The sequence below is a fragment of the Peribacillus psychrosaccharolyticus ATCC 23296 genome (assembly GCF_000305495.1).
GTDB classification, from domain to species: Bacteria; Bacillota; Bacilli; order Bacillales; family DSM-1321; genus Peribacillus; species Peribacillus psychrosaccharolyticus.
In genome coordinates, this window is sequence record NZ_AJTN02000205.1 from 44,228 (window position 1) to 67,425 (window position 23,198).

18 protein-coding genes and 1 pseudogene are annotated in these 23,198 nt (G+C 39.3%); 15 read left to right on the forward strand and 4 right to left on the reverse strand.

Going from position 1 to position 23,198, the window contains the following annotated elements:
• The first annotated feature begins 168 nt into the window (after nucleotides 1-168).
• Nucleotides 169-1,617: a serine hydrolase domain-containing protein gene (locus tag WYK_RS14085; RefSeq protein WP_235782516.1), complete on the forward strand. Its 1,449-nt coding sequence runs from the start codon at nucleotides 169-171 to the stop codon at nucleotides 1,615-1,617.
• Between the two features lie 97 nt (nucleotides 1,618-1,714).
• Nucleotides 1,715-3,178: an amidase family protein gene (locus tag WYK_RS14090; protein ID WP_040375113.1), complete on the forward strand. Its 1,464-nt coding sequence runs from the start codon at nucleotides 1,715-1,717 to the stop codon at nucleotides 3,176-3,178.
• Between the two features lie 33 nt (nucleotides 3,179-3,211).
• Here WYK_RS14090 and WYK_RS14095 read toward each other — a convergent pair whose 3' ends face one another.
• Nucleotides 3,212-3,862, reverse strand: a complete 651-nt coding sequence (locus WYK_RS14095; RefSeq protein ID WP_040375114.1) for a cupin domain-containing protein — start codon at nucleotides 3,860-3,862, stop codon at nucleotides 3,212-3,214.
• A 101-nt stretch (nucleotides 3,863-3,963) separates the two neighbouring features.
• On the opposite strand from WYK_RS14095, the gene WYK_RS14100 reads away from it, so the two are divergent.
• Nucleotides 3,964-4,365 (forward strand): hypothetical protein, encoded by a 402-nt coding sequence (locus WYK_RS14100; protein ID WP_040375115.1) that lies wholly within the window; start codon nucleotides 3,964-3,966, stop codon nucleotides 4,363-4,365.
• 134 nt (nucleotides 4,366-4,499) lie between these two features.
• Here WYK_RS14100 and WYK_RS14105 read toward each other — a convergent pair whose 3' ends face one another.
• Complete coding sequence (locus WYK_RS14105; protein WP_040375116.1) at nucleotides 4,500-5,402, reverse strand: LysR family transcriptional regulator; 903 nt, start codon at nucleotides 5,400-5,402, stop codon at nucleotides 4,500-4,502.
• Nucleotides 5,403-5,547: 145 nt separating this feature from the next.
• On the opposite strand from WYK_RS14105, the gene gltB reads away from it, so the two are divergent.
• The 4 genes from gltB (at nucleotide 5,548) to lepB (ending at nucleotide 14,450) form a co-directional block, all read left to right on the forward strand.
• On the forward strand, nucleotides 5,548-10,092 hold the full coding sequence (gene gltB / locus WYK_RS14110; RefSeq protein ID WP_040375117.1) for a glutamate synthase large subunit: 4,545 nt from the start codon (nucleotides 5,548-5,550) through the stop codon (nucleotides 10,090-10,092).
• A 16-nt stretch (nucleotides 10,093-10,108) separates the two neighbouring features.
• Nucleotides 10,109-11,590, forward strand: a complete 1,482-nt coding sequence (gene gltD, locus WYK_RS14115) for a glutamate synthase small subunit (protein WP_040375118.1) — start codon at nucleotides 10,109-10,111, stop codon at nucleotides 11,588-11,590.
• Between the two features lie 250 nt (nucleotides 11,591-11,840).
• The gene (locus WYK_RS14120) at nucleotides 11,841-13,901 is read left to right on the forward strand and encodes a peptidoglycan D,D-transpeptidase FtsI family protein (protein ID WP_051387529.1); all 2,061 of its coding nucleotides are present in this window, start codon (nucleotides 11,841-11,843) and stop codon (nucleotides 13,899-13,901) included.
• Between the two features lie 12 nt (nucleotides 13,902-13,913).
• Nucleotides 13,914-14,450, forward strand: coding sequence for a signal peptidase I (lepB, locus tag WYK_RS14125; protein ID WP_040375120.1), 537 nt, complete (start codon nucleotides 13,914-13,916; stop codon nucleotides 14,448-14,450).
• Between the two features lie 49 nt (nucleotides 14,451-14,499).
• Here the strand turns inward: lepB and WYK_RS14130 are convergent, their stop codons facing one another.
• Complete coding sequence (locus WYK_RS14130; protein ID WP_040375121.1) at nucleotides 14,500-14,985, reverse strand: GNAT family N-acetyltransferase; 486 nt, start codon at nucleotides 14,983-14,985, stop codon at nucleotides 14,500-14,502.
• Between the two features lie 252 nt (nucleotides 14,986-15,237).
• Here WYK_RS14130 and WYK_RS14135 point away from each other — a divergent pair, with 252 nt between their 5' ends.
• The 5 genes and pseudogenes from WYK_RS14135 to WYK_RS14155 all read left to right on the forward strand — a co-directional run.
• Nucleotides 15,238-16,293 (forward strand): ATP-binding protein, encoded by a 1,056-nt coding sequence (locus WYK_RS14135; protein ID WP_051387517.1) that lies wholly within the window; start codon nucleotides 15,238-15,240, stop codon nucleotides 16,291-16,293.
• Nucleotides 16,294-16,371: 78 nt separating this feature from the next.
• Nucleotides 16,372-16,821: a DoxX family protein gene (locus WYK_RS14140; RefSeq protein WP_051387519.1), complete on the forward strand. Its 450-nt coding sequence runs from the start codon at nucleotides 16,372-16,374 to the stop codon at nucleotides 16,819-16,821.
• Nucleotides 16,822-16,914: 93 nt separating this feature from the next.
• Nucleotides 16,915-17,298 carry a DinB family protein gene (locus WYK_RS14145; protein WP_268870062.1) on the forward strand — a complete coding sequence of 128 codons (384 nt, stop codon included), beginning with the start codon at nucleotides 16,915-16,917 and terminating at the stop codon, nucleotides 17,296-17,298.
• 104 nt (nucleotides 17,299-17,402) lie between these two features.
• Complete coding sequence (locus tag WYK_RS14150; protein WP_040375122.1) at nucleotides 17,403-17,792, forward strand: rhodanese-like domain-containing protein; 390 nt, start codon at nucleotides 17,403-17,405, stop codon at nucleotides 17,790-17,792.
• A 131-nt stretch (nucleotides 17,793-17,923) separates the two neighbouring features.
• Nucleotides 17,924-18,651: pseudogene (locus WYK_RS14155) on the forward strand (aldo/keto reductase); the annotation flags it as partial.
• An 82-nt stretch (nucleotides 18,652-18,733) separates the two neighbouring features.
• Here the strand turns inward: WYK_RS14155 and WYK_RS14160 are convergent.
• A complete protein-coding gene (locus tag WYK_RS14160) occupies nucleotides 18,734-19,027 on the reverse strand; it encodes a DUF5316 family protein (protein ID WP_040375123.1) in 294 nt (97 codons plus the stop codon).
• Between the two features lie 235 nt (nucleotides 19,028-19,262).
• On the opposite strand from WYK_RS14160, the gene WYK_RS14165 reads away from it, so the two are divergent.
• The 3 genes from WYK_RS14165 to pabB all read left to right on the forward strand — a co-directional run bounded on the left by WYK_RS14165 (nucleotide 19,263) and on the right by pabB (nucleotide 23,186).
• On the forward strand, nucleotides 19,263-20,618 hold the full coding sequence (locus WYK_RS14165; protein ID WP_040375124.1) for an arsenic transporter: 1,356 nt from the start codon (nucleotides 19,263-19,265) through the stop codon (nucleotides 20,616-20,618).
• 28 nt (nucleotides 20,619-20,646) lie between these two features.
• Entirely contained in the window at nucleotides 20,647-21,303 is a 657-nt protein-coding gene (locus tag WYK_RS14170; RefSeq protein WP_407951469.1) for a DUF2642 domain-containing protein, read from the forward strand.
• A 146-nt stretch (nucleotides 21,304-21,449) separates the two neighbouring features.
• Complete coding sequence (gene pabB, locus WYK_RS14175; protein ID WP_040375126.1) at nucleotides 21,450-23,186, forward strand: aminodeoxychorismate synthase component I; 1,737 nt, start codon at nucleotides 21,450-21,452, stop codon at nucleotides 23,184-23,186.
• The last annotated feature ends 12 nt before the right edge of the window (nucleotides 23,187-23,198 follow it).

Sequence of the window (23,198 nt, forward strand, 5' to 3'; positions counted from 1 at the left end):
GGAAACGCTCCTTAAAAGAGAGGGTATAGTATGGTATTCAATGATTCCTCTGTTTGCCAGTATTTGAAATAAGACTGAAGTCTTAGCATAAAATACGTCCGATGCGTCTGGGTTCGTTGGTGATTTTCTTTAGTATTAAGTGTAAATAACAGAAATGAGGTGATGAGTATGAAAAAATATTTTCTTCTTTTTACATTAAGCTTCTTTGTTTTACTGTCTCCTGGAGAAGTAATGGCAAGGCAAGATGTAAAAGAAACACTTGATACATATATTGAAACATTCTTAGCTGATAATCGGATTCCAGGGGCGTCTGTCGGAATTGCTTATCATGATGAAATTTTTTATGCCAATGCATGGGGTATAACGGGGGAAGGGAAAGAGGCAATCACTACAGAAACGCCTTTTTTAATTGGTTCCATCAGTAAAGCGTTTACTGGATTAGCTGTGTTGAAATTAGTAGAAGAAAAAAGGCTTGCACTTGATGATCCTATTGTAAAGCATCTTCCTTGGTTTACGCTCAATGATCAAGAAGATGCTTCACAGATTACGATTAAGCAGCTGCTTACACATACTAGCGGTCTGAGCCGTTCAATTGGCTTATTAATATCGGACAGAGGAAACGAAGAAAATAATACGATTAAAAAGAGCGTTAAAAAACTAGCAAATGTTAAACTGACTGAAAAGCCTGGAGAAATCTATCAATATAGCGATGCAAACTATTTAATTCTTGGTGCTCTTATTGAACACATTTCAGGTTTATCTTTTTCTGAATACCTAGTACAGCATATTTTTCTCCCATTAGACATGAATCAAGCAGGTGCCGATCGTCATAACGTTTATGAAAAAGGGTATGCAGCAGGCTATCAGTCATGGTTTGGCATGCCGGTTAAGAGTCAAGTCCCTTATGATAACGGAGGAACTCCGTATGGTTATATTGCAGCTAGTACAGAAGATATGTTGAAATTTCTTATGGTGTTTAATTCGGGGCATGAACAAAGCGATATCCTCAGCAATAGGTCTAAGAAGGCTTATTTATCCCCGCTTACTCAAGTGAGTGATAAATCTTATGGCTTAGGCTGGAGATTTTCTAATCAAGATAAGGAAGACAAAAGTATTTGGCATGCTGGGTCGACACCTGATTCACGTACAGAAGTATTTATGTATCCAGAAACGAAGTGGAGCGGAGTTATTTTAACCAATAAAAATCATATTCTCGAGGAGGAACAACTTACTCATTTAAAAGAAGGGATCATTCGGATTATTAATGGACATTCTCCAGCGGAAGTGTCAAAAAGCAGACCCATTATTCAACTGCTTTTAAGTTTCATCGTTTGTTTACTTTTTATATTATCCTGCTACTTGATCGGGAACCTGAAAAAAAGACATCGAAAGACTCCTAAACTACGCTTTAGGATTTTCGGTATCCTTTGCTTATCCATATCTATTTGTCTTATCCCATTGTTTGTCATGATTGTTCAGGCCCCGTGGCATTCAGTGACAGTCTTTGCAGCCGATCTTGTTCTCATATTGAAGGTAATTGTCTTCCTGTTAGCTTTAAATGGCTTGCTGCTGGTAATGAATAGTTTTGTAAAAGGGAAGAGAGAAAAAGTCACTTAATTATATTGTTATAAAAGTCCATTTTGATTCCGAATGTATTGTAAAATGTAATTTATGGAATATTAAGGTTAATATCATTTGGTAAGGGAGAGTTTATATGGGAATAGTGTTTAACGATTTTTTCAAAGAGGAATTGACGATTCACCAAATACAGCGTGCGATGGAAAACGGGGAGATTACTTCAAAAGAGCTGACCATGTTTTATCTATTTCGAATAGCTAAGTATGATCAGGGTGGTTTTAAACTAAATTCTATCATGGAGATAAATCCTGAGGCTATTTTTATTGCCGAAGGATTAGATCAAGAACGGAAAGTATCCGGTGCAAGAGGGCCATTACATGGCATTCCCGTCTTGCTTAAAGACAATATTGAAACAAATGATTTTATGCATACGAGCGCGGGAACACTTGCTCTTGAAAATCATTTGAGCCATACTGATGCCTTCTTAGTCGAAAAACTCCGTAAAGCAGGTGCCGTTATTTTAGGTAAAACCAATATGACGGAAATAGCTAATGGGATGTCATCTGAAATGTGGGCTGGATACAGTGCAAGAGGCGGACAAGTAGTGAATCCGTATGGAGAAAATTTATTTGTCGGCGGATCAAGTTCAGGCTCTGCAGTAGCCGTTGCGGCAAATTTAACCGTTTTATCTGTAGGGACAGAAACAGATGCTTCTATTTTAAGTCCAGCTGTTACGAACTCTGTGGTTGGGATCAAACCAACTGTGGGGTTAATCAGCCGTAAGGGAATGATCCCCTTTACCTATTCACAGGATACGGCGGGAACATTCGCGCGAACTGTAACAGATGCAGCAATCTTATTAAGCACCATAGCCGGTATAGATAAAAATGACCCTGCCACATATAAAAGTGAAGGAAGAATAGCGCGGGATTATACAAAATATTTAGATCCATGGGGATTATCAGGTGCTAAGATCGGTGTATTTAGGAAAGGGACTGTTGAATTTTATGCATCAGCTGAATATGATGAACAACTGTTTGAAAATGTTATTAATCTATTAAAGGCTGAGGGGGCTAAAGTGAACGATGAAATAGATATTCCATCATTTCACCGAGAATGGAGTTGGGACGTTTCTATGTATGAATTGAAACACAGCCTAGAAAATTTTCTTCAAGAATTACCCCCGCAAATGCCTGTCCATTCTATTACAGAATTAATTCAGTTTAATAAAAATAGAGCAGGAGAAGCCCTAAAGTACGGTCAAGATAAATTGGAAAGAAGAGAGCATTTTCCCAATACATTACGAAATCCTGAATACATACATGCAAGATTAGAAGATTTATATTTTTCTCAAGAACAAGGAATTGATTTAGCCTTAAAAACATATAACCTTGATGCCATTTTATTTCCGGCTTATATTGGATCAACAATCTCTGCTAAGGCTGGGTATCCGTCCATCGCTCTTCCGGCAGGCTATAAGAAAAACGGCCGGCCATTTGGTGTTACCTTGGCAAGTACGGCATTTAGTGAAGGAATGTTAATCAAGCTGGGGTATGCATTTGAACAGGCAGCCAATCTTCGAAGATTTCCTAACATATGATCAGGCATGGGAAAATTCCACGCCTATGCTTAGCTAGTAGCGATAGTAGTGAGCGTTTTGCATTGGATAAGACTCATAGTAAGACGGGTAGATTGGGGCGGTATAGGGTTGTGAATGTTTGGTAGTTGGATTGGGATGATTGCTGCTGTATGCTTCACAGTTCTTCCGTGGTCCGATAAAGGTACCAGGCCGAACGGGTCCAACCGATTTTTTCCATTGTTTTTCATCTACACAATAGGTGTGAGCTATAACGTTGGCAGGTGTTAAAGCTAAAAGATCTGAACCTAAAACGGTATCGATGGTAGGAGCATTAAAAATAGCGAGTAAATGTGTATGATCAACATCTGCAGCATCATAATGCCACCAGCCTTGAGGAATATTTACAACTTGACCGGGTGTAATGGGATAATGATTAAATTGCTTTGTAAATGGATTAAGCACGGAAATCGTAGCAGATCCTGAAATACAATAAACGAGTTCCGCAGCATTTTGGTGATAATGGGGTTCAACCAGGTTATCTGCGCTTAAGAATATATCCAGCAGTGCTGTATTGTTTAATGTGTTTACCTGATTAATACTTAATTCATTAATAAAGTTTTGATTATCTTTTTTAAAGCTAGTATTTTTATTTAAATCAAAAAAGAACTGGGTGGAAGGTGAAGTATAGTCAATCGTTGAACTCATAAAGGTATCCTTTCTACTTCGAATTTGTCAGCCTATATGCAAGATATGTGGGCGGGGGAGAAGTGTGCAATAGGAAATTAAATATTAAGCAGGTGGGATAATTGAAAAAGCCGGTTGATAAATTGTATCTTCTAAAGGCGCTTTATGCAGCGATTATTTCATCATTCATTTATAGCAGTGTCTTTTATTTTAAGGGTTATTCGGGAATTTTGGTTTTTTTGCAGTTTACTTTATTAGTAGTAACACCTATTTACTTCTTATTTGGAGCGCCTCTCTTTATATGGATGAAGCAACTAAATGTTTCAATTTTCAGGAGACTAGGTTTATTTATGCTCGCTGGTGTACTTCCAGGCTGTTTCATTTTGCTGGACGGGCTTTCATTTCCACAACTGTTTTTTTCAGGAATCGTATCTGTACACAATACAGCAGCGTTACTGTTGTATTGGTTGGTTATAGAATTACTTTCCGGAACATTTAGTAAGGAGAAAAAGCGTAGTCTCTAATTTCCTTACTAAATGTCGAGAAATGATCAGTAATTGTAAGAATGTTCTTTACCTCGTTAGTACAGCATCTGATAGGAAACTACCATGAAAATAGTTTATAACTTCCTAAAAATGGCGAAATCACTCTCAGCCTTTTACTTATACCGTTCAAGAACTGAATAAAAGTCAATGATAAACTGGTAAAATACTTTTTCTGACGGTGATAGATCCCGGGTTTTTGAGGTGATAATTCCAACGGATCGCTTTACATCAGGTGTATCAATTGGAATTCTGACCGTTAATCTCGGTGTAGATTCATGTAAGGTACTGTCAGGCAAAAGGCTGACGCCAATGCCAGCCGAGACGAGACCTTTTATTGAATCCATATCTTCTCCAATAGACGAAATAATAGGGTCAAACCCAGCTTGTTTACAGGCTTCAATTGCCATTTTTCGCAATACAAAACCCTCTGGCAGCAGGACGAAGGAATCTTTCCGTAAATCACTGAGTCGCAGGCTTGGTCGATCAGCAAGAGGATGACTAATGGGTAACAGCGCTGACATGTTTTCTGTAAACAGAATATCTCCTTTAATAAGGGAGTCATCAGCTGGAACCGGCCCAAGAAATGCAAGACCGACTTCGTTATTCTTCACGGACTTTATTAACGATGCATACGAACCTTGACTAAGGTGGAAGGAAATATTCGGTTGTTCTTCACGAAAAGCGGAAATTACCGTTGGAAGCAAATGATTGGCAAGACTGGTTGGGAAACCGATTTTAATGGATCCTTGCTCAGGGTCTAGATATTCATCGATTTGAAGTTTGGCATAATCAATCGCTTTAATGGCTGTTCTCGCATGAGTCAAAAAGATTCTCCCAATTGGTGTGAGTTGTATATTTCTGCCGACACGTTCGAATAACTGCACACTCAATTCTTCTTCAAGTCTGGCAATCTGCCGGCTGATGGCAGACTGGGCAATATGTAAGTGTTCGGCTGCGGCTGATACATGTTCTCGCTCGGCAACCTCTACAAAATAGATTAATTGACGTAACTCCAATGCAATTCCTCCATTCAATCATTCATTCATCTCAATCCGAGATAGGTTTAATAGAATTATATATTGTTTATTTAATTTTGAAAACTTAAAATAGTAAATAACTAACATAGCCGTGTTAAGTACAACGAACGGGGAGCGATGAAAAATGACATACAATCAAATTCCGAAAGCGCAAGGTCTTTACCATCCTGAATTTGAACATGATGCATGCGGTATCGGTCTATATGCACATATAAAAGGGCAGGCAACGCATGAAATCGTCAAAAAAGGACTCCAAATGCTTTGCCAGCTTGATCATCGTGCCGGACAGGGCAGTGATCCACTGACAGGAGACGGTGCCGGATTAATGGTGCAAATACCAAATACTTATTTTCATGAAGTCTGCCCCGAAATGAATTTACCGGAAAAAGGGCGGTATGGTGTTGGAATGGTCTTCTTCTCCACTGATCAAGAAGAACAATTCGAAATTGAAAACAAATTAACTGACTATATAGAAAACGAAGGCCAAAGGGTGTTAGGTTGGAGAACCGTACCAGTCGATGTAACTAAACTTGGTGAAACCGGCAAGAAAACCTGCCCGGTTATTCGACAGGTGTTCATTGGAACAACTGACGAAATAAGCAACGAATTATTTGAACGGAAATTATTTATTATTCGTAAGCAGGCAGAAGCATGGGGAAGAGCTCAAACCAAAACATTTTATTTTGCCAGTCTTTCTAGTCAGACGATTGTCTATAAAGGGCTGTTGACACCTGAACAAGTTGATGCCTTTTATCTGGACTTACAGAATGAGGCTTTCGTGTCGGCTTTTGCTTTAGTGCATTCCCGCTTTAGTACGAATACATTCCCGAGCTGGGAACGTGCTCATCCGAATCGTTATTTGGTTCATAATGGCGAGATTAATACGCTTAAAGGCAATATGAACTGGATGAAAGCACGTGAGCAACAATTTGTTTCAGATGCATTTGGAGATGATGATCTAAAGAAGGTACTGCCCATTTTAGATAGTACCGGCAGTGATTCTTCTATTCTAGATAATGCATTTGAATTTTTTGTCTTGGCAGGGCGTAAACCAGCACACGCTGCCATGATGCTGATTCCAGAACCGTGGTCAGAAAATCCACATATGACAGCAGAAAAACGGGCTTTTTATGAATATCACAGTACAATGATGGAACCGTGGGACGGTCCAACGGCTATTTCGTTTACCAATGGTAAGCAAATTGGGGCAATCCTAGATCGAAATGGACTGCGGCCAGCTCGTTATTATGTCACAAAAGATGATTATATTATTTTCTCCTCAGAGGTGGGAGTGGTTGAAGTTGAACCAGAGAATGTTTTATATAAAGATCGGTTAAGTCCAGGGAAAATGCTTCTTGTCGATTTAGAACAAGGGCGAATTATTTCAGATGAAGAAATTAAAACGGAAATGGCATCAGAACTACCGTATCGAAAATGGCTGGATGAACAAATGGTGACTCTTTCTCAAGAAGAAGTCATTGAAACAGAGAAAGTATCCGATTTGCTTTCTCGTCAAAAAGCGTTTGGTTACACCTATGAAGATGTTCATAAATATTTGCTGCCTGTAATCCTCGAAGGGAAAGATCCACTTGGTTCGATGGGGAATGATACACCACTCGCCGTCTTATCAGACTTGCCGCAGTCATTGTTCAATTATTTTAAACAATTATTCGCTCAGGTCACAAATCCGCCGATTGACTCACTTCGGGAACAGCTTGTAACGTCTACAGTATCGTATCTTGGGGCAGAAGCAGACTTGCTTCATCCTAATGAGAGCAACTGTCGTCGAATTCAGCTTACTTCCCCCGTTTTGACAAGCAGTGAGATGAAGCAGCTAAAGGAAGGGAAAGATCCTGCTTTTAAATGCAGCGTGATCCAAACATTATTTACTGATCATTTAAATGAGGGGTTAAACAGCTTGTTTGACGAAGCAGCGGCTGCAATCGATGCAGGAGCTAGTTTATTAATATTGTCAGATCGAAATATGAATAAAGATAAAGCTGCCATTCCAGTTCTTCTAGCAGCAAGCGCATTGCACCAAGAGTTGATTCGTAAAGGTAATCGTACAAAGGTGAGTATGATCGTTGAATCTGGAGAAGTGAGAGATGTTCATCATTTTGCCGCATTGATTGGTTATGGTGTGGATGCTATTTACCCGTACCTTGCGTACGCTAGCTATCAACAAGCGATAGAAGAGGGCGCACTAGCTGTCAGTTATGAAGCAGCAGTGAGTAAATACGTTCATGCAATGACAGAAGGAATTGTGAAAGTTATGTCGAAAATGGGGATTTCAACGGTTCAGAGCTATCGAGGCGCTCAAATATTTGAAGCAGTCGGGATTAGTTCGGAAGTTATTAACCGCCATTTCACGGGGACGGCTTCACAACTAAACGGGATTGGTATTGATACGATCGCAGACGAAGCATTAATCCGCCACAAATCAGCATACGCAGATAATTATGACCAAACCTTAGAATCTGGAAGCGATTTTCAATGGCGTAAAAATGGTGAGCATCATGCATTTAATCCTAAAACCATTCATACCCTTCAGTGGGCTTGCCGCAAGAATGACTATACCTTATTTAAACAATACTCACATCTTGCTAATGAAGAACGTCTTGGCTTTTTACGGAACTTATTTTCATTCAATCCAGGTATTAAAAGTATTGCCATTGATGAAGTTGAATCCGTTGAATCCATTGTCCGCCGCTTTAAGACAGGAGCGATGTCTTTTGGATCATTGAGTCAAGAAGCTCACGAAACGCTAGCTATTGCCATGAATCGTTTAGGCGGAAAAAGCAATAGCGGTGAAGGCGGGGAGCACCCAAGTCGGTATGAATTAGATGAAAATGGTGATAACCGCCGCAGCGGCATCAAGCAAATTGCTTCAGGGCGCTTTGGCGTAAATAGTCATTACCTCGTGAATGCCGATGAACTCCAGATAAAAGTAGCACAGGGAGCAAAACCTGGTGAAGGCGGTCAATTACCAGCAAATAAGGTCTACCCTTGGGTTGCCGAAGTTCGTGGTTCAACACCAGGTGTGGGATTAATATCACCGCCGCCGCACCACGATATTTATTCGATAGAAGACTTAGCACAATTGATTCATGATTTGAAAAATGCGAATCGTGATGCGCGTATTAGTGTCAAATTGGTTTCTAAAGCGGGTGTAGGAACCATTGCTGCTGGTGTTGCAAAAGGTGCAGCTGATGTCATTGTCATCAGTGGATATGACGGGGGGACAGGAGCATCGCCGAAAACAAGTATTAAGCATACGGGACTGCCATGGGAACTCGGTCTTGCTGAAGCCCATCAAACCTTAATGCTAAATGGTTTAAGGGAACGGGTTATTTTAGAAACAGATGGTAAGTTGATGACCGGCAGGGATGTCGTTATGGCTGCTATTCTTGGTGCTGAGGAATTTGGGTTTGCGACAGCGCCTCTCGTAGTGCTTGGCTGTGTGATGATGCGTGCTTGCCATATGGATACCTGTCCAGTGGGTGTTGCGACCCAAAATCCAGAATTACGGGCTAAATTTGCCGGTGATCCAGACCATGTCGTTAACTTTATGCGCTTTATTGCTGAGGAAGTTCGAGAAACAATGGCTGAGTTAGGCTTCCGGACCCTTGAAGAAATGGTTGGCCGGACAGATGTACTAACGATAAGTGAACGTGCTCAAAGCCATTGGAAGGCAAAGTATTTAGATCTCACCACTCTTCTTCATCAGCCAGAAGGTGGTCGAACATACCAGACACCGCAAAATCATAAAATTGATGAATCGCTGGATATGCGTGACATTCTGCCAGCGGTAATGCCGGCATTACTCAATCAAACGCCTGTAGACGTATCTTTCCCAATCATGAATATTAATCGTGTGACAGGAACGATTGTTGGAAGTGAAGTTTCAAAACGTTATGGGGCAAAAGGGCTTCCAGATGATACCATCACCCTTCGTTTTACAGGGTCGGCTGGTCAGAGCTTCGGTGCGTTTATACCAAACGGGATGTCGCTTCATTTAACGGGGGATGCCAATGATTATATTGGCAAAGGTATGTCTGGCGGTAAACTTGTCGTAAAAGCACCGAGTGGCAGTATCGGTGCGAGTGAGAATGTCATTGCTGGAAATGTCGCACTATATGGAGCAACGAGTGGATCAGCTTATATTAACGGTCGTGCTGGCGAACGATTTGCCGTTCGAAACAGTGGTGTAGATGTGGTGGTCGAGGGAATTGGTGATCATGGTTGTGAATATATGACCGGGGGACACGTTGTCATTCTCGGGGATGTAGGCAAAAACTTTGCTGCGGGGATGTCTGGAGGAATTGCTTATATTCTTACTGATCAACAAGAAGAATTTAAATCCCTTTGTAATAAGGAAATGATTGAGTTTGATGATCTCCAACATGAAGAAGATCAAGAGTTAGTTAAAACAATGATTGAAAAACATTTGCAACATACCGAAAGTCAAAACGCTGCGTATGTATTGGAAAACTGGACAGATTTCAGTAAAAAGTTCGTTAAAGTCATCCCGAAAGATTACAAACGTATGCTTGAAAGCATTATAAAACACAAGCAAGCAGGTTTTAGTGATGAACAGGCTGAATTAAACGCCTTCCACGAAAATACCGATAAAAAAAAGCAAGCTGCTAAACAGGCTGTGGCTCAGTAAGAAGGGAGAGTAAAGAATGGGAAAAGCAACAGGATTTATCGAATATGCACGGGAAAAGACGATTGATCGAAATCCTCGTACTCGGTTGAATGACTGGAATGAATACTCGGCTCCTTTTAGTGATGAAACGTTAAAAAAACAGGGTGCACGATGCATGGATTGTGCAACTCCATTCTGCCACATTGGAATGGAAATCCAAGGTGTAACAACCGGGTGTCCCATTCATAATTTAATACCTGAATGGAACGACCTTGCCTATCGCGGCAGATGGAGAGAGGCACTGGACAGACTGCTTAAAACCAATAATTTCCCTGAATTTACAGGCCGTGTGTGCCCTGCGCCTTGTGAGGGCTCATGTACGTTGGCCATCACTGATCCAGCTGTTGCCATTAAAAGCATTGAGCGGACAATCATAGATAAAGGCTTTGAAAACGGCTGGATTACACCACGAATTCCAAAATGGAGAACGGGTAAGAAAATTGCCATTATCGGTTCTGGTCCTACGGGACTCGCAAGTGCTGACCAGTTAAACCAAGCTGGACACTCCGTTACGGTATATGAACGTGCGGACCGAGCGGGGGGACTGCTTATGTACGGAATTCCTAATATGAAGTTGGAAAAAGAAGTCGTTGAACGGCGGATTCGCCTGCTTACACAAGAAGGAATAGATTTTGTGTTGAATACCGAAATAGGGAAAGACATTACCCATGCGGAATTAAAAGCACAATTTGATGCGGTGATTCTCTGTACAGGTGCACAGAAGCAGCGTGAGCTCGATATTGAAGGCAGTGATTCTAAAGGAATACATCTAGCCATGAATTATCTCTCAGCAACAACAAAAAGTTTGTTGGACAGTCAGTTTGAGGATAACCAGTTTATCAATACAGAAGGGAAAGACGTCATCGTCATTGGCGGTGGAGATACAGGGGCAGATTGTGTAGCAACAGCTATGCGTCAAAAATGCCGGAGTGTCGTACAATTCGGAAAGCACCCACAGCTTCCACAAGCTCGTACAGATGATAATATGTGGCCGGCCTACCCAAATGTTTTTTCACTAGACTATGCCTATGAAGAAGCAGACGCAAAATTTGGCGAAGATCCTCGTAAATATTCGGTACAGACAAAGAAAATTGTGGCTGATGAACAAGGTCATGTAAAAGAATTGCATACGATTCAAATGGAGAAATTAAAGAATGAAAACGGCCGGTTTTATTTTAAAGAAATCCCAGGTACCGAAAAAATCTGGCCGGCACAGCATGTGTTTATTGCCATTGGTTTTGAGGGAACAGAAGAACCTCTGTTAAACCATTTCGGCGTTGAGGCAGTTAATAAAAAAATTGTTGCTGCTAAAGGAGATTATCGTACCAATATCGACGGTGTTTTTGCCGCTGGCGATGCTAGACGAGGGCAAAGCTTAATCGTCTGGGCGATTAACGAAGGCCGAGAAGTTGCACGATCTGTGGATCATTATTTAATGGGCAGTACCGTTCTTCCATAATACAAAAAAAGCGCCTGCTGGTGCTTTTTTTGTTGGATTTGATAAGAAAAAACGCCAGAAAAATGCATATAACTTGTATACAAGCACCTAATCCTGCCTTAATATGGTACAATTTAAAAATAGAGTAAATTCCATAATAAAACAGGCTGCAGACATGGTTTTATTGAATACTAGTTAACTAGAATAAGAGACTTTGCAGCAATACAGGAGTGTGTAAAGATTGAAGAAAGATAAAAAGCAAAAAGCTAAAATGCCATTTCGATTGAATCTCCTTTTTCTAGCGGTGTTTTTGTTATTTTCACTTTTGGTTGTTAGGCTCGGTGTCATTCAAATTGTTTATGGTGATGATTATGTTAGTGAATTAGAGCGTACAGAGAATGTAACCGTCAATACATCGGTTCCAAGAGGGAAAATGTATGACCGATATGGAAATGTAATTGTCGATAATGTACCGCTGAATGCGATTACCTATACGAGATACAGTGGAACGACAGCCAAAGAAATGCTTGATACGGCTGAAGAACTCAATAAATTAATTAAAATAGATACAAAACGAGTAACAGATCAAGATAAAAAGGATTTTTGGCTGTTAAACCATCCTGAAGAAGCATTAGAGATGTTGTCAGATAAAGAGAAGGAATTAAAGCCAAAAGAGCAATATAAATTACAAATCAGCAGAGTGAAGCAAGAAGATATTGAGAAAATAATAGGTGAAGATCTAAAGATTCTTGCGATTTTCAGAGAATTTAACAGCGGGATGTCCTTGACGCCGCAAATTGTAAAGAATAAAGGGGTTACCAAAGAAGAATATGCAAGAGTCAGTGAGCATCTAGATACACTTCCGGGCGTAGAAATTACAACGGACTGGAATCGAACATATGCCTATGATGAAACGCTGCAAACGGTCCTCGGTAAAGTATCATCTTCAGATGAAGGCTTGCCTGCTGACCAAATAGATTACTATCTTGCAAGAGACTATAAACGGAATGACCGGGTTGGAAAAAGCTATCTAGAAAAACAGTATGAAGATGTGCTGCAAGGTCAGAAAGCGAAAGTGAAAAATATCACCCATAAAGGGAAGGTTGTTGAAACCGAAGTCATCTCAGAAGGTGAAAGAGGGAAAGACCTAATTCTTACGATAGACATGGAGCTTCAGCTTGCTGCTGAAGAAATACTTGAAAAAGAATTATTGTCGAAAAAACGCGGAGGCGCGAACCGTTACCTGGATCGAGCCTTTGTCGTCCTAATGGACCCGAATACCGGAGAAGTTTTGACAATGGCCGGTAAACAATATGTGGTAGATAAAAAGACTGGTAAATCTTCCGTCAAAGATTTTGCTCTTGGCAATATCAGTACTTCATATACAGTGGGCTCTTCAGTAAAAGGAGCAACTATTTTAACAGGTTATCAGGCAGGAGCCATTTATCCTGGGTCCTATTTAAATGATCAAAGAATGAAAATTAAAGGTACACCGGACAAAGGATCTTATTCAAGTTTTGGTTCTATTAATGATCTAACCGCCCTTCAAAAGTCGTCAAACGTCTATATGTTTAAAACTGCGATTGGTATTGGCGGCGGTCATTATGTATACAACCAAAAGACAGGGATGGATTCTGAAAAAGCCTTTTCAATTATGCGTAATTCCTTTGCTTCCTTTGGTTTAGGAGTTCGTACAGGTATTGATCTTCCAAACGAAACAGCAGGAATTAAAGGCTCGGAAATTACCTTGCCCGGTAAAGCAATGGATTTTGCCATTGGTCAATATGACACATTTACACCAATGCAATTAGCACAATACGTATCTACGATTGCCAACGGCGGCAACCGCATGAAACCGCATCTTGTTAAAGAAATCCACAATCCGATAAATGATAGTAAAAGTCTGGGTCCCGTTTATCAGCAAATTCAACCTACTGTATTAAATCGTCTAGATATGAAGGATGAGTGGATCAAACGTGTGCAAACAGGCTTTAGAATGGTCATGCAGCCAGGGGGAACTGGGTATGCGAACTTTAGTAAAGCAGACTTCCAGCCAGCGGGTAAAACAGGGACGGCTCAGGCATTCTATGATGGACCTAATCGAGTAAAGGGAACACCTCCTGAGGATACGATGAATTTATCACTGGTGGGTTATGCGCCCTATAATAACCCGGAAGTTGCTTTCGCGGTGGTTGTTCCGTGGGCTTACCAGCGACATCAAGATCACAGTATGAATAAAGAGATAGGCTATCAAGTGATGGACAAATATTTCGAATTAAAAAAAGAGCGGCAAAAAGCCGACGCTAAGGCTAGTGACAAAGATAAGAAATAAGGGGGATCTTGGGTGGTAAAAGAAATCTATACATGGGCTAAAGCGATTGTGTTCGCCTTAATTATTACGTTTATCTGCCGTGAGTTCATTTTTTCGCCGGTGATGGTGCAAGGAGAGTCAATGCAGCCAACCTTCGAAGATAATGACAAAATCATTGTCGCAAAAAATAGTAAGATTGAGCGCTTTGATATGATTGTGTTCCATGCAAAAAATCGAAATGAAAATCATATCAAACGAGTGATTGGTCTTCCTGGTGATATAGTGGAAATGAAAGATGACAGATTGTTTATTAATGGAAAAGAATACAAAGAAAACTACCTGAAAAGCAATAAAGAAAGCATCCCTGTGAGGGAACACTTAACTGAAGATTTTAGCTTACAGAACTGGGCTGATAATGCAAAGGTTCCTGCAGATTCTTTGTTCGTATTAGGAGATAATCGCAGAAGAAGTTCAGATGGAAGAGAATATGGGTTTATCAAAAAGGATTCAGTCATTGGAGAAGTAAAAATTCGTATTTATCCTTTGAAGGAAATAGGTATCCCAAAATAAACAAAAATGCGTCCTTTTTAACGAAAGGGCGCATTTTTAACGATCAAAGTTACAACGTTAAAACCATTCTGATTGTTTTCAGGTTATGCCCTTCAAACGGATCATCAAATTCAGCAACCTGTTTAAATCCTTTTGCTACGTAGAAGGTCTTTCCAATTAAATTATCTTTTTCGACATTTATATAAATGTCTTGAATTCCTTCTATTGTTGAAATCCCTTTCTGCAATAATGCCGAGCCAACTCCAGCTCCTTGATAGTCTGGATCTAAATAGATGGACCCAAGTTCAATCTCACCGTCTTCTTTTAAAGGAGAAAAATTAGCAAAGCCAATTACTTGTTCATCCGATTCTGCAACGAATAAATAGGAATTCGCTAGTCTTCTTTCCATACTTTCATCCGAATAAGCAGATTGCAAAAAGCTATCTTGTATAGCAAGAGGAATAATATTTTCATATGTAGAATACCAACTTTTTCTTGCCACTTTCTGAACTTGCTGTATATCTTCCTTTAACATATGTCTAATCATATACTCCATTGACCGCACCTCATTTATTAGAATATTACACCAATTGGTAATAGTATATACCAACCTTCCTAATATCGACAGGAATTCATCAAGATAAGACAGGTATTTTTGAGTTTGGATAGTTTCTGAAAGATAGCTTAAGGTTAACTTTTATCAGCCGGGTTACATGTAATCATCGTTACATAAATGTAATAAAGGATTTTGTCCAAATGTATCGAAAATGTTAGTAATTAACTATGGTTTTTTGAGGAAGGATTACCCATGAATACAGTGACCAATGTAGTAAATTATCGCGATTTGCTTCCACGGAAAAATGGCTTTGTTTTTAAGGTAGTTAAAAAAGAAGATACCTTTATTCATACGTTTATTGAAGGGGAGTTTCTTCAAAAACTTGGATTTAGTCCTGATGATATAATTGGGAAAGAACTAAAAGAGTTTTTATCTGAGGAAGTTGCAGCTCAGAAATTAGTGATATATGAAAAAGTCTGGGGAGGAGCACATGGTAGTTATGATGGTAGTTATGAAGGAAAGTTAAATGGTCATTATTATCTTACATCGTTGAGTCCTAAATTTGCTGGAAAAGAAGTCATTGAAATTACTGGAACTGCTATTGACGTAACAGAAAAGAGAAAGAAAGAAATAAACGGACAAATTCTTGAAAAACTTTCGCTGGTCGGGCAATTGGCAGCGGGTGTAGCTCATGAAATTCGAAATCCTTTAACGTCTATTATTGGTTTCACCCAAATGCTGCAAGAAAGTATCGAAAATGAAGACAAAGAAAGATACTTAGGGATTATTGTTTCTGAGCTAGAAAGAATTAATTTAATTGTAGATGATTTCATGTTCCTGGCGAAGCCAAAAGAATACATCGAAATTACAGAAAATTGTATGAATGAGCTGGTTCATTCTGTTATTCACAGTATGAAACAAGAATTAGAACAAAAAAATATTACGATTCATTCAACTCTTACTTCGCAAATAACAGCAATGTGTGATGCACAGCAAATTAAGCAAGTGCTTTTACATCTTATTCAAAATGCGATTGAATCAAGCGAGAAAGATAAAACAATTTATATCACACTCAAAAAAACTCATGAAAACCAACTTTTATTAACCATCATTGACAAAGGCTGCGGGTTAACAGAAGAAAGACAAGACCGATTGTTTGAGCCGTATTATTCAACGAAAGAAAAAGGAACAGGACTTGGATTAATGCTGACAAAGCAAATTATTGAAAATCATAATGGAAAAATCATATTAAACAGTACAGCGGGTAAAGGAACAACTGTAGAAGTATATTTGCCGCTGTCTGTATAACCTAATCTGTCGAAGAATTGACAAAGAATAGCCATCGCGGTGATCTTCATATTACTACTAAGAAAGGCTGTGCTGAAAATGTCTAATTCATCTGCTTCACTACCAAGGAAATTCGGATTGATTGTATTTTCTTTTGTATTTATCGCTGCGGGCATTTACCACTTTACCGAGGCAGAGGGTTTTACTGCCATGCTTCCGGATTTTATTCCGTGGAGAGCAGCGATTATTTATCTCACTGGTGTGCTTGAATGGATCTTAGCTATTTTTCTTTTCATACCTAGCATTCGTCATAAAACAGGAGTGGTCATCGCATGGTATTTAGTGCTGATTTTTCCTGCTAATATTTATGCTGCATTTGCCAGCATTCCTGCACCTGGCTTTGAATCTAGCCCTCCATGGGCTTTATGGGTAAGACTAATCTTTCAGCCATTGCTGATTTGTTGGATTCTTTGGGCTACAAAACTACCTTACCGAGCAAACAATGGGTATGTTTTATCCAATGACCTTCAAAACAAATTGAAACATTAAAATTAAGGGAGGGAAATGAAATGGAAAGTGTTGCTGATTTACAAAAGCGCTGGGAAAGACATCGGCACGTCCTTCAAGAAGTACTAAAAAAGAATCGATGACGAATATCTTCATTTTTCCCCTTGGGATGGGGGGATGCCGTTGAGTGCGTTAGTAATCCATATAACGGTGTCCTTTGATTTGTTTTTAGCAAAGGTTCAGAACAACCCTTTTACCTCTTCTGCACCCATGGATGCACATTCGATGGATGAATTAAGAAGTTATTTCAATCAGGCAACAGAAAAAACGCTTCAGAGCTTTCAAGGTTTATCTGCAGAGAACTTGGGGATGACGATAGAGATCAATGAAATGGAAGACACAGGCGCTAATTGGCTTTCAACTGCGATTGATCATGAAATCCATCATAAAGGACAGGTTTTCACCTATGCTCGAATCGTTGGAGTCGACTCTCTGCCGTTCTTTATCACAAAACCATAACTTTTTTATATGGATATTTCATCTAAAATACCTGGAATTTCATTTTTATGTGTAAATGTATTATAGTTAAGTAGAATTACTAGTTGAATATGGAGGTTTTACCAATGGCAAAAACGTTTATGCAAATGGTTGGGGAAGCACGTGAAAATGTACCAGGTGTTACTTCTGCACAAGCTCGTGAAAAAATTCAAGAAAATCCGAACACATTAGTAATTGATGTACAAGATGCAAAAGATGCTGGAGCATGTGGATTAATTCCTAGCAGCTTGAATATTTCACTAGGAATGCTGGGCATTCGTGCAGATCTTGAACTGCCAGAACAAATGAGAGAAAGTGAATTAGCTGATCGTAATCGTCCTGTTTTAGTTACATGCGGTGCTGGTGGACAAGCGGCTCTAGGCGCTTACCTTCTTCATCAAATGGGATTCACAGATGTTGCGTACATTGAAGGTGGAACAACTGCATGGAAAAATGCAGGCTACGAAGTAAACTAATAGGTTAATCAAAAGAGCTGTCCAATATGTGATGGCTCTTTTTGTTACTGGATGCGTATTTTTATTTATGAAGATCGAGGCGTGAGGAGGGAACTTGTACGCAAAAAATCATCTTAAACAATGGTGTTGAAATGCCTATTCTCGGTTTTGGAGTTTTTCAAATTCAAGATGAAAAAGAATGTGAACAAGCTGTTTATGAAGCGATTACGGCAGGTTATCGTTTAATTGATACAGCTGCCTCTTATTTAAATGAAGAAGCTGTGGGCAGAGCTATTATACGGAGCGGTGTGGCAAGAGAAGAATTGTTTATTACGACGAAACTTTGGGTTCAGGATGCAGGGTATGATAACACGAAAGAAGCATTTGCCCGTTCACTCGAACGATTGCAATTGGACTATCTGGATTTGTATTTAATACATCAGCCATTTGGCGATGTATACGGTTCATGGCGTGCGATGGAGGAAATGTATCACGAAGGTAAGATTAGAGCTATTGGGGTTAGCAATTTCTATATGGATCGTTTAACAGATCTCATTATTCATACTGACGTTGTTCCTGCTGTAAACCAGGTTGAAACCCACCCTTTTAACCAACAAATAGGAAGCGCCAAACAGATGAAAGAGCATAATGTCCAACTAGAGTCTTGGGGTCCATTTGCTGAAGGAAAAAATAACATGTTCCAAAACGAAACATTAGTTTCAATTGGTGAAAAGCATAATAAATCAGTTGCACAGGTGGTTTTACGTTGGCTGACACAAAGAGGCATCGTTGCCATTCCGAAGTCTGTTCGTAAAGAAAGAATACTTGAGAATTTCAATATTTTTATTTCGAATTAAGTCAGGAAGATTTAGAGAAAATGACATTTAATTTAGAAATAGTTGCCTTCAAAGAGCTGCCAATGGCCGCTCTTTTTTATTGGGGCAAACCTCACATTCATCACTTTACCAATAATAGAAAATGAAAGAGGGGACACACACAAGAAAGCTTGGGAGGGCAATCGCTAAAATCCGGGTAGCTAACCTTATTTTTTTATTACGTGAACTGCTTGATTCCTGTATATCCAGATGGTAATGATCTGGATCCTTATATGCCCCTGTAATAAATCCCGCTAGAAAAATAAATGGAAAAGCAGTTATAGCCGTAATGGCTGGCAGCATTCGCCACTCCCAGAAAAACAGTAGAATTGCTAAATCGATTGCAAGTAATACCACTCCAGTGATCAGATACTTCTTCATCGTATTCCCTCCAAAAAACCTTTTCTTTATTATACCAATTATTGGAATAATCGTGGGGTTGATTTGTTTTATGGACATTCCTCTTTAAGGGACAAATACACTGCGTTAACAAACGTACATTTAAACGAGCTTGGACATATAACCTTCCCCTTTTCTATAGCGGTGAATATCTTAGTAGGGTAATGGACATGCCGTGTTAAATGGCAGGGATCTATTAAGAGAAAGGAGTACAATCATGAACTTCATAATGGCTATGAGTATAGGGGTGTTCATTCTAACCATGATTGTGATCTTATGGAGACCTCAAGGATTAAATGAAGCTTGGCCAGCTTCGATTGGTGCAGCCGTTTTAATTGTGGGAGGGGTAGTAACAGGCACTGACCTAATCGATATCATGGGGAAAATCGGAGGGGCATCAGTCACGATTATCGCAACGATTGTTATGGCTGTTATTCTTGAAAGTTTCGGATTCTTTCATTGGGCAGCAACAAGGCTGGTCAATTTATCAAAGCAATCGGGTCACCGGTTATACTGGAATATACAACTGTTATGTTTTTTGATGACCCTTTTATTCAATAATGATGGGAGTATTTTAATTACGACACCGATTTTAATTCTTCTTTTAAAGAAACTCCATATAAAACCGCATCAGCAAATTCTCTATTTAATTTCGGGTGCGTTAATTGCCACCGCTTCAAGTGCACCGATTGGAGTCAGCAATATTGTTAATTTGATTGCTTTGAGAATCATTGATATGAGTCTCTATATGCATACAGCCATGATGTTTGTCCCGGCGACACTTGGACTGTTATTTATGTCTTGGCTCATGTATATGGTCATTAAAAATCGATTGCCCAAAACACTTCCTGGAATTGCTAATGACATCGAAGAATCATTTTTTAGTAAACACTTCCATCCCTTGAAAGGAAAACTATCAGTTGAAACAAAACGAAAACGGACCAAATTGATGACGAGGGTCTTGCTTTTTGTGCTTCTTATTCGATGTTTGATTTTCGCCGCATCGTATTTTGGAATACCGATTGAAATGGTTGCTGTTTCTGGATCACTGATTATGTTGTTTTGGAGATGGTATCATTTACGGACAAGTCCATTTGATATTCTGAAAAAAACGCCCTGGCATATCCTTGTTTTCGCTTTTTCTATGTATGTCATTATTTATGGACTGCAAAATGCGGGTTTAACGACCATGCTGGTGGAGTGGTTTGAACCAATTGTTAATCAAGGTTTATTCCAAGCCACGTTAATTATGGGCAGTTTGGTTTCTGTTCTATCAAATATCTTTAATAATCATCCAGCTTTAATGATCGGTACCATTACCTTAACAGAAATGGGTTTAGATCCAGTCACGTTAAAAACGATTTATCTAGCAAATATTATCGGTAGTGATTTTGGCTCGTTATTATTGCCAATTGGTACATTAGCCTCGCTCATATGGATGGATATTTTAAAGAAAAACAAAATAAAAATTTATTGGAGAGATTATTTATCCATTTCACTGGTGGTTATACCAGTAACCACACTATTGACGCTATTTTTACTCTATTATTGGGTGCAATTTATATTTGCCTAAACGGCGGGAGGAGATATACGTGAGAAATATGAAAACGCTGATAGGAGAAAATGTAGACATTGAACTGTCAGGCAAAAGTTTCTTCACAGGGATACTAACAGATGTAGGACTAGACATATTGGTCTTATATAATGGACAAGCGTTTTATTATATTCCCTTGCTGCATGTTCATCGAATTCAGCTTAATACGAATAAAGATGAACAAACAGAGAGTACAGAAGAAAAATCATTAGTAGAAGACACAGAAATATTATCTTATCGCAGTATGTTAACCAATGCGAAGGGAGTATTCTCCGAAGTATATGTTACAGGCAACCTGACCTATCATGGCTATATTATTCAAGTGCTTACAGACTATATTGTTTTTTATTCGCCGGTTTATAAAACGATGTATATATCACTGTCACATTTAAAATGGTTGACCCCATACAGTCAAAACATTAATCCCTATACGCTTACGAACGAAAAACTACCAGTAAAGCCTTCATCTGGGCCGTTAGTTCGTTCTCTAGAGGAACAGTTAAAGAAAGAAATAGGCGGGTTAGCCGTATTTGATGGAGGAGGAGAGATGCAGAAAATTGGTTTACTGAAACAGATTGAAGAACAATGCATCGAATTAGTCAATGCAAATGGAACAACCGTATTTCTAAGGCTAAACCATCTAAAGTCTGTCTATTTCCCATGAGTCATTAAGGAGTAAAAGGAACCCTAGGAGCCAGCTTTTACGGCTCTTTTTTTTATGAGAAGAACGTTCATTCGAGCAGAATGGACCAATTTTTGTTACGATACAGCTAGTAGTAGATGGAATCTCGAAAAGGAAGGAAGAAGTTTTTGAATACACAAACAACGGCAACGCTTTTATTTGAGTTTAACGGTCAATCACTGCTTTTTACGAAGCCTATTAGAATTCACCAAACTGATCAGTTAGATGAAGTACTGCAAGTGATGAATAGGGTTCAAAAAGAACTGGATCAAGGCTATTATGCTGCAGGCTTTGTGTCTTATGAAGCAGCTCCCGCCTTTGATTCTTCTTTTAAAGTAAAAGAGGGGGGCAACGTGCCGCTTATCTGGTTTGGAATATTTGAAACACCAGTCAATGGAGAAGGTTTGACATATGATACCGCTCGTTATGAAACGACAAATTGGCAAAGCGATACCAGCGCAGCTGACTATGAGCAGGGCTTTCAAAAAATTAAACAAAAAATTGAAAGCGGTGATACCTATCAAGTTAATTACACAATGAAGCTGCACTCTTCTTTTAGTGGAGATTCCTTTGCTTATTATCAAGATTTGGCAAAGGCGCAGAACTCCGCTTATAGTGCTTATTTAGATATCGGCGATATAACCATTCTATCAGCGTCTCCAGAGCTTTTTTTTAATTGGAAAAACGATATGATTACCACACGTCCTATGAAGGGCACTGTAAAAAGAGGTTATTCAAAAGAACAAGACGAGAGGCAAAAGGAATGGCTCCGTCTGTCAGAAAAGAACATAGCAGAAAATCTTATGATTGTCGATTTACTGCGTAATGATTTAGGGATAATCGCAGAGAATGGATCGGTACATGTCGATGAGCTGCTAACAATTGAACAATATCCGACTGTGTGGCAAATGACGTCAACCATCCGTGCCAAAACAAATCCTTCAGTTACGTTTATTGATTTATTTAAAGCTCTGTTTCCGTGTGGATCGATAACAGGTGCTCCCAAAATAAGTACGATGGATATTATTGCAGCGATTGAACAATCTCCACGTGGAATCTATTGTGGGGCAATTGGATATCTAACGCCCAATCGAGAAGCGGTTTTCAATGTCCCCATTCGGACTGTCGTACTCAATACTGAAGCTGACGAACTGGAATATGGCGCAGGTGGAGGAATTACTTGGGATTCAGAGATTAAAGAAGAATACAAAGAAGCCTATCTAAAGGCATCGTTACTCTCAACTATTACTCCCGACTTTCAACTTCTTGAAACCATTAAACTCGAGAATGGACAGTATTATTTGCTTCAGCATCATTTAAAACGGCTGATGAAAACGGCTGACTATTTTGGGATTAAGATTCAACTTATCGACATTCGTAATGAATTAAATCTATTTGCGCAACAGTGTCGGACAGGCCTGAAAAAAGTGCGTCTGCTGATTAATAAGGCTGGAATTGCTTCAATAGAATGTACCGATCTTGAACAGCTGAGTGGAGTGAAAAAGGTAATATTGGCGGATACTCCTACGAATAAAGATAATCCGTTTCTGTATCATAAAACAACTAATCGACAAATATATCAAGCTTTTCAAGCGAGCTTTCCCGATTATTTTGATGTTCTTCTCTATAACGAGAAAAAGGAACTAACAGAGTTTACAAATGGTAACCTTGTACTAGAGATTAATAATGAATTTGTAACACCACCAGTACATAACGGACTCTTGCCGGGAACATTTAGGGAAGAGCTTTTGATGACAAAACAAATCGTAGAAAAAACAGTCACGCTGGATGATTTGCAGCGAGCATCTAACATCTGGTTTATCAATAGTGTTAGGGGCTGGGTTGAGGTGGAATTGTGTTACTGAGTTGTCTTACCT